The sequence below is a fragment of the Affinundibacterium macrobrachii genome, from assembly GCF_014652415.1.
GTDB classification, from domain to species: Bacteria; Pseudomonadota; Gammaproteobacteria; order Burkholderiales; family Burkholderiaceae_D; genus Undibacterium; species Undibacterium macrobrachii.
The window spans coordinates 629,784-643,361 of the sequence record NZ_BMYT01000002.1 but is presented as its reverse complement, the minus strand read 5'-3'; the positions used below and the strand labels follow the sequence as shown (position 1 = coordinate 643,361).

At 43.7% G+C, this 13,578-nt stretch carries 10 protein-coding genes; 3 read left to right on the top strand and 7 right to left on the bottom strand.

Annotated elements, in window-relative coordinates; translation table 11 throughout:
• Positions 1-448 precede the first annotated feature (448 nt).
• The 3 genes from gatC to gatB all read left to right on the top strand — a co-directional run bounded on the left by gatC (position 449) and on the right by gatB (position 3,853).
• Positions 449-751 (top strand): Asp-tRNA(Asn)/Glu-tRNA(Gln) amidotransferase subunit GatC, encoded by a 303-nt coding sequence (gatC, locus tag IE103_RS08475; protein ID WP_189345666.1) that lies wholly within the window; start codon positions 449-451, stop codon positions 749-751.
• 94 nt (positions 752-845) lie between these two features.
• Positions 846-2,300 (top strand): Asp-tRNA(Asn)/Glu-tRNA(Gln) amidotransferase subunit GatA, encoded by a 1,455-nt coding sequence (gene gatA / locus IE103_RS08470; protein WP_189345665.1) that lies wholly within the window; start codon positions 846-848, stop codon positions 2,298-2,300.
• Positions 2,301-2,380: 80 nt separating this feature from the next.
• A complete protein-coding gene (gene gatB / locus IE103_RS08465) occupies positions 2,381-3,853 on the top strand; it encodes an Asp-tRNA(Asn)/Glu-tRNA(Gln) amidotransferase subunit GatB (RefSeq protein WP_189345664.1) in 1,473 nt (490 codons plus the stop codon).
• 139 nt (positions 3,854-3,992) lie between these two features.
• Here the strand turns inward: gatB and IE103_RS08460 are convergent, their stop codons facing one another.
• From IE103_RS08460 to IE103_RS08430, 7 genes are all read right to left on the bottom strand, one after another.
• Positions 3,993-5,198 (bottom strand): glycosyltransferase, encoded by a 1,206-nt coding sequence (locus IE103_RS08460; protein WP_189345663.1) that lies wholly within the window; start codon positions 5,196-5,198, stop codon positions 3,993-3,995.
• Positions 5,195-5,809, bottom strand: coding sequence for a class I SAM-dependent methyltransferase (locus IE103_RS08455; protein WP_189345662.1), 615 nt, complete (start codon positions 5,807-5,809; stop codon positions 5,195-5,197). Before IE103_RS08455 ends, IE103_RS08460 begins: the two co-directional genes overlap by 4 nt.
• 40 nt (positions 5,810-5,849) lie before the next feature.
• Positions 5,850-8,285 (bottom strand): glycosyltransferase family 2 protein, encoded by a 2,436-nt coding sequence (locus IE103_RS08450; protein WP_189345661.1) that lies wholly within the window; start codon positions 8,283-8,285, stop codon positions 5,850-5,852.
• On the bottom strand, positions 8,285-10,003 hold the full coding sequence (locus IE103_RS08445; RefSeq protein WP_189345660.1) for a glycosyltransferase family 2 protein: 1,719 nt from the start codon (positions 10,001-10,003) through the stop codon (positions 8,285-8,287). Before IE103_RS08445 ends, IE103_RS08450 begins: the two co-directional genes overlap by 1 nt.
• A gap of 338 nt (positions 10,004-10,341) precedes the next feature.
• Entirely contained in the window at positions 10,342-11,388 is a 1,047-nt protein-coding gene (locus IE103_RS08440) for a DUF4214 domain-containing protein (protein ID WP_189345659.1), read from the bottom strand.
• 165 nt (positions 11,389-11,553) lie between these two features.
• Positions 11,554-12,168: an adenylyl-sulfate kinase gene (gene cysC, locus IE103_RS08435; protein WP_189345658.1), complete on the bottom strand. Its 615-nt coding sequence runs from the start codon at positions 12,166-12,168 to the stop codon at positions 11,554-11,556.
• A gap of 202 nt (positions 12,169-12,370) precedes the next feature.
• Complete coding sequence (locus tag IE103_RS08430; protein WP_189345657.1) at positions 12,371-13,444, bottom strand: class I SAM-dependent methyltransferase; 1,074 nt, start codon at positions 13,442-13,444, stop codon at positions 12,371-12,373.
• Between the last annotated feature and the right edge of the window lie 134 nt (positions 13,445-13,578).

Sequence of the window (13,578 nt, the reverse complement as noted above, 5' to 3'; positions counted from 1 at the left end):
AAAATTTGTTCACTCTTTACGCTGTATAAACCACGAGCAATTCAACATTTTCACAAAAAATCACGGTCGAAAAACACTTCGCCGGAATGAAAATGCAATGTTTTAAATGAACTTAACAACAAAAGAGTACAAATAACAAAACTCATTTGCATTAAGAACATGCGAAATTGCTTCTCGCGTCCTTACATCAAAACTGCCTAATTCATCATCAAACTCGACATCTTCGGCGATTTTAAGAGTATTAACCCGACATTCTACCTTATAATCCTAGAAATCATAGGCAATCTACCAAATAGAATTTGCACTTTTTCTGCAAATTTTGAAAGGAAGAAAAAAGAATGAATATACATATAAAAATAATAAGTTCGTTAAGCCTAATGCAGCATTTTCACCAATTCAAATCCTATCTTTAACCTCTATTTTGGCGCGCCATACTGCGGAATAAACTATGTCATTAGAATTAAACGATGTTAAACGTATCGCCAATTTGGCACGACTCGAACTTGACGAAACACAAGCCAATCAAACGCTAGAAAAACTCAATGGTTTCTTCGCCATTGCAGAACAACTCAAAGCCGTCGACACCACAGGCATTGCTCCACTTAGTCATCCGATTGCTGCACTGATGCCTGAGATTTGTTTGCGCTTGCGTGAAGATCAAGTCACTGAAAGCAATCACCGCGACGAATATCAACAAGTCGCTCCAGCGACGCAGGATGGACTCTACCTTGTACCAAAAGTCATCGAGTAGAAAGATCGCCATTCAGTCACTTTATGTGTACCAGCCGGCCGAATAACGCTGCAGGCATCACACCTTGAAACAAAGAATACGCTGAGAAAAATCCATGCACACGCACTCATTAAAACAACTTTCTGCAATGCTGCAGAGCAAACAAATTTCCGCTACCGAATTAGCGACACATTATTTAAATCGGATTGAAGCCAGCAATTTAAACGCCTTCATGCATGTTGATCGCAGCTTAACACTGGCACAAGCAAACGCGGCGGATCAAGCGCTGGCTGCAGGCGATGCTACCGCACTGACAGGCATTCCAATTGCGCACAAAGATATTTTTGTGACGCGCGATTGGCGTTCGACCGCAGGTTCACGCATGTTGGAAAACTATGTCAGTCCATTCGATGCCACCGTCGTCACATTATTCAAGCAAGCTGGCATGGTCACGCTAGGCAAACTCAATTGCGACGAATTTGCGATGGGCTCAGGCAATGAAAATTCCTATTTTGGAGCAGTCAAGAATCCTTGGGACACGAGTGCTGTTCCGGGTGGATCGTCTGGTGGATCGGCAGCAGCCATTGCCGCACGCCTCACACCTGCCGCAACCGGTACAGATACAGGTGGTTCGATTCGCCAACCCGCCGCGTTTTGCGGGGTTACTGGGATTAAGCCAACTTATGGCAGCGTCTCACGTTACGGCATGATTGCTTTTGCCTCTTCGCTAGACCAAGGCGGCCCAATGGCACAGACCGCGGAAGACTGCAGTTGGCTACTCAATGCAATGACGGGATTTGATGAGAAAGATTCGACCAGCGTACAACGTGACAAAGAAGATTTCTCTCGCCAACTCAATCAAGATATCAAAGGTCTGCGAATTGGAGTACCACGTGAGTTTTTTGGTACCGGTCTTGCCAGCGATGTAGAACAAGCGGTACGCACAGCTTTAGCTGAATATGAAAAATTAGGTGCCACTTTAGTCGATATCTCGCTACCAAAAACCGAATTGTCGATCCCTGTTTATTACATCATTGCACCCGCTGAAGCTTCCTCAAATTTAAGTCGCTTTGATGGTGTACGTTACGGCCATCGTGCCGCTGACTATAAAGATTTGAATGACATGTATCGTAAGACTCGCACCGAAGGTTTTGGTGATGAAGTCAAACGTCGCATTTTGACTGGTGCCTACGTTTTATCACATGGCTACTACGATGCTTACTACTTACAAGCACAAAAAATTCGCCGCTTGATTGCACAAGATTTTCAAGCTGCGTTTGCGCAATGTGATGTCATCATGGGCCCAGTGGCACCAACAGTCGCATGGGATTTAGGCGATAAATCAGATGATCCAGTAGCCAACTATTTGGCGGATATTTTTACCTTATCAACTAGCTTAGCGGGCTTACCCGGCATGTCGATTCCCTGCGGATTCGGCCAAGGTGAAAAAAATAGTAACCGCCCAGTTGGCTTACAAATTATCGGCAATTATTTTTCCGAAGCGAAGTTGCTCAATGTCGCCCATCAGTATCAACAAGCAACTAATTGGCATACGAAATCACCGGAATAAATCGCAAATTCTGTCCCGCTAAGGGAAGATGAATTTGAAAACATCGCTAGGTCGATAGAGAATTACAAAAGGAATGCATTATGCAATGGGAAGTCGTTATCGGTTTTGAGACACATGCACAACTCAAAACTAACTCTAAAATTTTCAGTGGTTCTTCCATCCAATTTGGTGCAGAACCGAATACGCAAGCTAGCCCTGTCGATTTAGCATTGCCAGGCGTACTGCCAGTCATGAATAAAGGTGCGGTAGAAAAAGCCATTCAATTTGGTTTGGCTGTTGGCGCCCATATCGCACCAGAATCAATCTTTGCACGCAAAAATTATTTTTATCCTGATCTACCTAAAGGCTATCAAATCAGCCAATTCGAGATCCCTGTAGTACAAGGTGGCTCTGTCACTTGTGTGGTGGAAAAAGACGGTAAATCAGAAGTCAAAGTAATTGAATTAACCCGCGCACATCTGGAAGAAGACGCCGGAAAATCCTTACACGAAGACTATCAAGGCATGACTGGCATTGATTTAAATCGCGCTGGCACACCGCTATTAGAGATCGTAACCGAACCTGTCATGCGCAGTGCAGCCGAAGCAGTCGCCTACGCTAAAGCACTTCACTCTTTAGTGGTGTGGCTTGATATCTGCGATGGCAATATGCAAGAAGGCTCATTCCGTTGCGACGCCAATGTTTCGGTGCGTCCAGTTGGTCAAAAAGAATTTGGTACGCGTTGCGAAATCAAAAATTTAAACTCATTCCGCTTCCTCGAAGAAGCAATCAATATTGAAGTGCGCCGTCAAATCGAACTGATCGAAGATGGTGGCACCGTGGTGCAAGAGACGCGTCTGTATGATCCAGATCGCAAAGAAACGCGCTCTATGCGCAGCAAAGAAGACTCACAAGATTATCGCTATTTCCCTGATCCTGATTTACCACCATTACGCATTAGTCGCGAATGGGTAGAACAAGTGCGCAGCACCATGCCAGAATTACCAACGGCAATGCGCGCTCGCTTCACCGAACAATATGGCTTATCAGATTACGATGCGATGATCGTTACGCAATCAAAAGCGATGGCAGCATATTTTGAGGCCGCACTAGCAGCTTCACCAAACGGCGACAAAGCAGCACAAGCTAAGCAAATCGCCAATTGGCTGATGGGCGATGTCTCCTCCACACTCAATCGTGAAAGCATCGACATCAGCGCAATCCCAGTCAACGCAGCGCAACTCGCACTGCTACTACAACGCATTGCCGATGGCACCATCTCCAACAAAATCGCAAAAGAAGTATTCGCTGCGATGTGGCAAACACCATCTGCTGATGTTGATCTAGCAGATAAAGTCATTGATGCGAAAGGCTTGAAACAAATCTCCGATGTCGGCGCATTAGAAAAAATCATCGACGAAGTAATGGCAGCCAACCAACAGTCAGTCGACGAATATCGTGCTGGCAAAGAGAAAGCGTTTAACGCCTTAGTTGGTCAAGCAATGAAAGCGACCAAAGGCAAAGGCAATCCTGCGCAAGTGAATGAGTTGTTGAAGAAGAAGTTGGCAGGATAATTTATTTCGCTAACCAGAGATAGAAGCCAAGCGTAAAATTACTCCAACTCACGGCAACAATATTGCTAACGAATCTGGGAATTACGCTGCTTCTATCTAGTACATACAAATAGAATCGAAAGATTATTTTCACAGTTCGCTATAAATCATTAATCAATTTCACCTGCTGCCTCAAACTGTTTTCCAAATGAAGCTCAGGAAAATTCACACCACGCCGAACACTGGTTTTCGCTTGTAGTTGACGAGTCGCTCTTTTAGAGAAATCTTCGAAGTCAAAAAAATCAAAGGTTTCAACCCCCAATTGCGATGCGAATTCTGTAACTGGCTGCGTATTTGAAGCAATGACAGGTAGACCGCTATACGCAGCTTCTAAAAAAGACCATGAGAGTACAAAAGGTGTCGTCCAATAAGAATGGACTTTGCTCACACTGAGCAAATCCAAATAAGTTTGGTATGGTACTTTTCCCAAGAAATGCACTCGACGCATGTCTAAATCGATTCCCACCTCGGCCATTAAATGCTCACGCCAACTCAGTGAATTTGGCGCGCTATGCCCGTAACCTAATCCATCGCCTCCAACAATTAAGGCATGCGCATTTGGACGCTTACGCAAAATACTTGGTAAAGCCCGCATAAATATTTGAAAGCCTCGGACAGGCTCAAGATTACGCGCTACGTAACTTAGTACCTCGTCTCCCGGCTTGAAATTCAAATTAGCGTGGTGCTGATTAGATGCGACTTCGATACGTGCATTGGGATTAAATGCCAGTCGCTCGACATCAATCCCATCATGAATCACTGTGATTTTTTCTTGCGCCCAAGATGGGTAGGTACTTTTCTGCCACTTTGTCGGCGAAATTGCTGCATCAGCAATCTCCATACTGAGTAGGTTAGTCGTATTCTTTAAACGTAGGCGACAACGTTGTTGAAAATTCAGCGGCGGAATCTCCGGATCAAAACCGACATCTTGCCCTTCTAAATTGTAATAAAACTCGCAATAAATCAGTAATTTCGCCTGCGGAAATACATCCTTCATAAATAGCGCTTCACCCCATCCTGGATGCGCAATAATAACGTCTGGCACAAACCCTTCGTGCTTGAGCTGCATTGCGGCTGCCGCACATGCTTCTGCCAACAAAATCTTTGACTCTTGATCCTTCAAAAGTGGATGTGTTTCCGGCGCTGCTTGCCGCAGCAAAGTGTATGGACGCAAATTCACACCTGGAATTGGCTGTGGCTGCGACATTGTTAAAGCAACGACTTTGTTTTGTTTCTTTTGTGCTAGACGCGCGGCAAGATGTATAAACTGACTAGGGAAATTTTGATGTATAAAAAGAATTTTCATCGCAATACACTCTCCAACTCCTGAAATATCGTTGAACTAGTGTCTGGCAAAGTCGCTAGTGCCCATAAATCCCAGCGCTGCCCCTCATGTACACGTACTTCGCTAAAGCCTGCATTCAGCAAAACTTTGCCCAACAAATTAGAAGTAAATCCTGTCCGATGTGCCATATAGTGATTACCTTTTGCGATGGATGCCTGATGCCCAAACATCACATCCATTGCCATAATCGGACCAACAGCAGATTGATATAAAGGCTGATCCAAATCGTGACTTGCAACATATTTTGCAACTGCACGAAGATCTGGGACAGTAATTAACACAAAGCCGCTGGGCTTTAGAACTCTGCGAAATTCTGCCAAAGCAATTGGCACTTCAAACGAATTCACATGCTCCAAGTTATGTGATGACCAGATCGCATCAACGCTGGCATCGGGCACCGCGCTCAAATCAAGAATGCTGCCATGAATATCTGGATTGACATCAGGATCAATATCTAAGCGGATTTCATTCCATTGTGTCGACTGAAAAAAAAGCGGTAATGCGTCGCGCCTAGACTGGCCACAACCAACATGCAGTAATTGAAGACTTTCTTTCGCGGTCTCGGAATTCATTTCGCGCTCGATACTTTGTAAGTGAGTTTGCATAAGCGAATTATTCATGTTTAAACAAGCGTGCATCTCGCGGGGCTCGATCGCGAGGAGGTAATGCTAATCCCGCGAAGGCATGTCGATGTGAATCAAGATTAAGGCTAGGATGATATGCTGGGTCACGCAGCAAACATGCCCCCCATCGTTGCCTAAATATCTCAATTTCACGTTCCGCCCTTGCTCTCTTTTGTGGCGTATCCTCATGCCCTCGACTAGCGGACTCCGCATGCAATAAGCGCGCGTAAGGCGTCCAGAGAATGGACTTACCCAGTTGGCGCAATTTCAAACACAAATCAACATCATTGAAAGCAACAGGAAACGCATCGCCATCCATGCCACCCACAGCAAAATAATCGCACTTGCGCAGGAACAAGCACGCTGCTGTCACACTGCTCACCTGCTGTAATAGTTGGTTACGACCATGGTCGCCCCAATCTTGATCAGCAAGCCGATTACCAAAATGTGCGGCAACATTTCCAACGCCGAGCAGCACGCCGCCGTGTTGTACCATCCCATTTGGCCAGAGTAGTTTGGCACCAACTGCCCCCACATTCGGTCGCAGTAAATGACTCATTATCTCGTCAAGCCATCCATCATGCAAAGCCTCGATATCATTATTAATCAAGCCAACAACTTCACCCTTAGCAACGTTAACGGCTTGATTATTTAAAGTGGCGAAATTAAACACACCAGGTATTGAGAGAATTTTTATACCTTGGTTTTCGATACGCCGAAAATAGGTTTTCGTTTTCGCCTCAACCGAATCGTTATCAATAACTATGATTTCCAGATTTGGCCAATCAGTATGTGCTTGCAATGTGCTAATGCAACGACTCAATAAATTCACTCGATCACGCGTTGGAATAATGAGAGTCACCGCGATATTACGTTCTTGCTGATTTAAATGTCTACAAATTCGACGCGCGGCAAATTCACCAGTATTTGGCTTATGCGGCAATAGCCTAGATTCCGGCTCTAATTCTTGCAGGACCAATTGAGCTGCTTCAGTACGTCTTTCCGCTTCTGATTCACTCATAGCAAAATTAAGTTGATACAACACACGTGGCACATGCACAATTGCGCGTTCACCGCGCGGCCAAACCATCGCTAACATTCCCCACGAGAACTCGGCGTGATCCAAGGGCATCGATTTATTCTTCAAATAAGATTCAAGAACTTCACGACGCACCAGCATAAACGCCAAAGGATAATCACTCGATAGCGCATATTCAGGGTTCCAAGCTGGTTTAAACCAAGGTACTCCGGCAAACTCACTGTCGGTATAAACGATTTCCGTAGCGGAGCTGACAAAACCTTCCAACGCACAACTAACCGCATGCGGTAACAAAGTATCACCAAGCCGAACACAAGTAATCACATCGCATTGATCATCCAGCGCCTTTTGCAACAATTCTGCAAACGACTGTGTTGCTCGTTGCTGGCGCTTTCCTGCACGTGAAATTTGTAAGGCATTTGACAAATAAATATGTGGTTTGAAATCTTGCTGTTCTAAGCTAAGTAGAGTGTCCTGCAACGCCTGCGAAAATTCGGCTGACTGACGAACGCCATTCTCAAAACTTCCTGCACACACAATAATCCCAACACGTGGTTTCGGTAGCGATTTTTTCTTTGTAGGAACCTGTGTCGGTGCCACTTCAAATAACGACGACCACTCTCGATAAGAACTCATTCCCAAACTACGCGGCAAATAGCGCTCGTAAGATTCCAGTAATTGCGCAATAACTGGCTCGCGGTCTGGGTCAACTAACGTCTTGCCACCTGAAGCATAGCAACACACAGATACGGGACTACCATTTAATTCATTACCAAGTGCATCAGTCACTCGAACGCTATGCACTTGTCCATCAGCCAAATCAAGCGGCAAATTTAATTCAAACCCGTGTGAACCAACATCGTATGAACGTAAAGCAGGATGCAACAGATCGGCTAGAGCATGCGCAATGAGTCGCTCCCCAAGAAATGCTTTTACTTCCTTATGTGCCATAGTATCTCTGGAGTCTATGCACCAACCCAATAAACATAGAGCACCATCTGAAAACACATTACTTGTTAGCGATATTGGAGGTTTTTCTGGTGCGCTCAAATCAATCTTACCAGAGAGAATAACGTCGGTATTCGCCACTCGAGCAAATAAACTGCCATCTGCTGCTTGATAGCCTGCGCCCAAGTCGGCGACAAATCCGTGGCAAAGATCATGAGGGCGATCTTGAACAGTATCGGGAAAAGAAAGGTCTCTGAAAATAGCAGCTAAGTCACTTCGCATAACATCAGCAATCACACAACCTATCACCTCACTATTCAGGCATATCTCTAAGACCACGCGAGAATTTGGATCAAGCCGATTCAACGCCCATCCGTATAACAAATTTTTATGGAAGCCGTCGACAGCCCCACACCAAGGCGAAATGAAATTTTCCATCAGCGCTTTTTCCAATTATCTAAATACATCGCAGGATCAAAATCCTCATTTACTTGTACCTGGTCGATATTTAACGCAACTTGCAGGTCGGACTCTATTAAAACTTCCCTGCACCCTGCGAAACCAAGTATTTCAACATTGCTCAATAATGGCTTTTGTTTAAACCCAATTGAAGGCAATACATCCACAACGCCGGTGTGCCACAAGGCTTCACTGACCTCACCAATAATCAACAACCTTAAGTGAACTAAGCGATCTTCAACCGCACAAGTTACAACATGCGTCGCTAGGAGTCGTGCCAACTGCAAAATTTTCTGAGAAAAAACAGATCCTATCCTGTTTTCCCAAACAGCAATTCGCTCATAAGAACCTTGTATTGGAGCTGGCAATGCACGCAGACTGGATATTTTGCCGACGTCATTTGATTCAATACGCATCAGCCAATCACATTCATCTTCTAATAATGTGCTGTGAATTAAATGACGTGCATCTTGCAGTGGATCTTCTTTAAGAAATTGATGATAAGCCTGATAGTAGCTGGGATAACGAGAAGCAATGACTGCACGATTTTGAGCTACTCTATAAATCTTCTCCGCACCAAATGACACGCCTCCAGCGTGAGCAACAAACACACTTGTAGCGACTAAATGGCGATAACCTTTTGCACTTGCTCGCAGACACCAATCAACTTCCTCACTATAACCTCTTATCAATTCATATCCATCCAACAGGCCAATTTGACGTATAACTTCAGACCGCATTAGCATCGCAAATCCACAACAAGCGGGAACTTCTACATCAGATATTTGACCAGACTCGTGCAATGCCGCCACACGCCCATCAATACGCATTATTTGCTGGAAATTAGGTGTCGGACTATTTACCGCAATTTTTGGAAAGCTACTGATCTCGCCATTGTTTGACCATGGTGTGACCGAAGCAATATCTGCGGCACTATATAACGCATGGCTCATCCTATCTACCCAATTGGAATGTACCAAAGTATCCGCGTTAAGTAACAACACATCGGCATCCATCATTGCGGCGCGACGTAGCCCACGATTTACAGTTTCGATAAAACCAAGATTATAGGTATTTCTTAGCAAGATAATTTTTGCTTGTGCGGCTAAATCATCTAGCCATTTGGAAATAGCAGGCTCAGGACTAGCGTCGTCGATCACTAAGACCGATATCTCCGCCTTATTATCATCCAAACTTTGCAGCACACTATTTAAGCAAGCTTGCACCTGCATGAAGCCACGATAAACCGGAATTAAAATGCAAACACGATTACGAGCCGAATCCGAAGTCAAGTCTTGTGTAACGCGAAGTGCCTGCGATTTAGGCGATCCTATGCGGTGCTCAATAGCAGAAAAACTTAATGGTGACCCATACAACATTTGGGGAGCAGATGATTGCTCAACCTGAACAAAAGCAACTGACCAAACTGAATTTGGATATGGACAATCTATTGTAAAAACTTGTCCATCTGCCGTTAGCTCGTAAGCAAATTGGTGATCCTGATTTGAGATAAGCAAACGAACTTTTGGGTATTCACCATTCACTTTTGGAGGGGCAAAAACTCTACCCGCTATCGCAACGTCGGTTCTCCAACACACACCCAAAGTCGCTTTTTCTTCACCTGCTATATGATTGACCAAAGAAAAGTATTGCGCCCCGTACTTTTTACAACGTGCTGGTAAAAATAAAGGCGCCAACTCAAGAACACTTTGCTTAGCACCAGAACTGAACCAAGCATCAAGTAAAGCATCTTGTAGAAAAAAATCTTGCGGATCGATACACCAGGCGTGGTACCACGCTTTAGAAGCGATCTGAGGTTGGCAGCGCTGCAGAATTTGAGCGCGCAGAACTGCCGCGATACTACTCGCTGGGAAACGACGACAAACATATTCTGCGGAAATCAGTGCAGTGGCGAAGTCCTCACACTCCAATGCCTGCAATGCCATGTTAAGCGCTGCATCAGCACGCAGCGAAGGAACACACAGATCAAAAAAAAGGGGGGCAAAAGCCCCCTCTGTGTTATGCATAAATTTTACTAAACAATACCGGTAACAATCGACACTGAACCAACAATTTGCGCCTCTTGATTTGGCGCCTCATGCATAACATTCTGTATGGCAATCGTAGCAAAATTTGAAATAACATCAACCCTTGTCTGCCCGTGACTCAATTGATCCAACCAATAAGCCACACCTGCATCTTCACCAGCACGATTAAACGTATTTTTGTACAAGCTTTGAATAAATTGTTCGTTGGTCTGTGAGACATACGGCGCATATTCACTCGATGCAGCGAAAGCCCCTGCAATCTGCTTTAATGTCGCCCCACCTTTAGCTGCATCAAACCAGTAATCCAAACCACCAGCGTCGGCATAGCGTCCAAACATTGTATGGTACAAAGTAGCTATTTGTCCCTCTAATGAATTCTTAGCAAAGACTAAAGCATTACCATTATCTAACTGAACATACTGGATTTTTGAAATATCCGTAGTCTTTTTTGTTGTCATATCTGTTATAACTACATGACCATTATTCCCAGCTACAACGTAGTTTGATGCATTACCGGCTAACTTAACAACTGCATAATCACCGCTACCTCCAATAATTGTGCTATTGCCTAAGCCAGCTTCAACTGTATCGACACCGAGGCCAGTTCCTACAGTGCTATTGCCGGTACCCAAGATAATCTTGGTATTTCTTGCATCACCTATAGCGATTATATCGTTACCAGCTGAGCCAATCACAATGCGATCAACTTTCGTCTGATCAGCAGAAGGGACTGTCGCGGCAGGATCATTAATCGAAGCAACCACGCCGCCTTTACCTTGAAAGATTACGACAGGAGCATTTGCAGGCGGCTTAACGGTCGTAGCGAAAGTATTAGAAGAGTTCACTAAAACAACATCAGTTCCAGAACCTACAGTCACATTACCACTCGCGTCAGGAGTCGTCTCATCAAAAGTAACCTTAGTATTGTCTTTTGTAGCTAACGCCAAGATTTGATTGATTGTTGACTCGCTAAAAACAACAGGATTTGCTTGCTGTAATGCTGTTTGAACGGCACTTCCATCCTTATCGTACATGCTTGACTCCTTGAATGTTGGACATTCATGCTAAAAATAATTTTACACTTGAGAAAGTATTATAAGTCGGATTTTGGGATATGCAACATTATTTTTCAAATAAACGAGCTCCAAAAAATATTTAAACAAATAATATATTTTATATTTAAAAAATATCTCTCGACGTCACAAATTTTTGTCTAAATATCCACCAAAGGAAAGATAAGCAACAATATCATTAATACACTCATCAATTGCCTGCGCATGTGTATTGACGATTATTTCCGGACTTTCTGGTACCTCATAAGGAGAGGAAATACCTGTGAAATTAGCAATATCGCCAGACCTTGCCTTCTTATACAAACCTTTAACATCACGCCGTTCACACACAGTCAAAGGGCATTCACAATAAACCTCAATAAAATCTCGATCTGCGACCAGAGCTCTCACGCGATCCCGTTCTTGCTTAAATGGTGAAATAAACGCCGCAATAACAATCACTCCAGCATCCAAAAACAATTTGGCGACTTCGCCTACACGTCGGATATTCTCAACCCTATCATCGTTGGCAAAACCTAAGTCGCCACAAAGCCCATGCCGAACATTATCGCCATCTAAAACAAAAGATCGCATTCCTTGCTCGAATAGATATAGATCCAGCGCTTGAGCTAAGGTTGACTTACCCGCTCCAGATAAGCCTGTAAGCCAGATGATGCAACTACGATGTTCGTTTTGCTTCTCTCGGTCTTGACGACTAACTTGAATATGCTGCCATTGAACATTTTTACTGATTTTGGTCATTACAAGTTCTTTCATTTTGCAAAAAGTCGCAGATATTGTCTTTTATTGGAATTCATTATCAACATGCGACGGATCTAGATTCTCAACACAAGCGTTATTTGCATCAATCACATAGCTTATGTTCAATCAACTTGAAACCAAACAGCGATCCAGCTCCAGCAAGTACTCATTCTTGCCCCTTCGCTAAACATAAAAATATTCACTAATTTCGTTTTCTTAAAACGACAAGATCTTGGTTTGCTGCAAAACCATCTAAAAATTCTATGACTTCAAAATGGCGTCTCCAGTTGGTCAAAATATTCTCACGGGTTTGAATGACGTCTAAATAATAATCAGACTTACCAATTATTCCGTTTATCTCTGGATTAACGCCTTTTACAACAAATCCCTTTGAATCCCTCTCTCGAATTAAAGATGCACTTTCTCGGTATAAAGCAGATTGAGCATCGCCTTGCACAGAGAGCAGAACTAAAGCGCCAGGCTTGGAGATCCGATTCAACTCCTCAAGCCAAAGAAATTGATTTTCCTCGGAGAGATGGGTGCAGACAGATATCCCAATAATCAGATCAAAATACTGCTCTGGTAAATTAGTTGGCGGTCTAAGTGGAAGTAGAGAAAACTTCGCAAAAGGAAATTCTTCAATACATGATTCAAGATTATCGTGATCAATATCTGCACCGTATACTTCTGTTCCGCTTAATTGATCAAAATGCCTCAGCAGGCGACCCGCGCCGCAACCCCAATCCAGAATTGCACTCAGATCTGCATACCTAATTGCAAATTTATTCTGTAAGTACAACTCAATTCTATTGTACAGAGTAGCTCCCCCCAATTCGAAATTGAAATTGGTATTGGAACCAATTACTCTACCAATTCTTTCGCTTTCAAATCGTGGAAGTACTACCTGATGAGTTGAGTACCACCATGATGTTCTTGCAGCCTTGGCCTGATTGTTGTTCTGTATAAATTCCAAACAATAATATTGTCTATTCGGTATTTTCTCAATTTCAATCTGACAACTGAACCGAGCGTTCTCTGTATTATTGAAATAGTAAAAATGTTCGGCCAAGTCTGGGCTACGCAACGGATAATTTATTCTTGAAAATTTCGTACCATTGACGGCAAACACGACATCATCGAACGCCCCTTCAGACAATATTGCCCATCCCTCGATTTTCAGTTCACCGTCCAAAATAACAATTGAATCGATCATCCAGCAGATACTGGCCGCACAAGCACCTGCAATTTCTCGGTAAATCTCATTATCTGACTTCATTTAACTTACCCATTTAAAATGTAATAACTGGGAGCGTCGCAATTACCGGCGGCTTCAAAGCACAAATCTCTCCATGCGATTTGTCGAAATTCTTAAACAACGCATAGTTGATATCGCATGCTATTCATAAATCT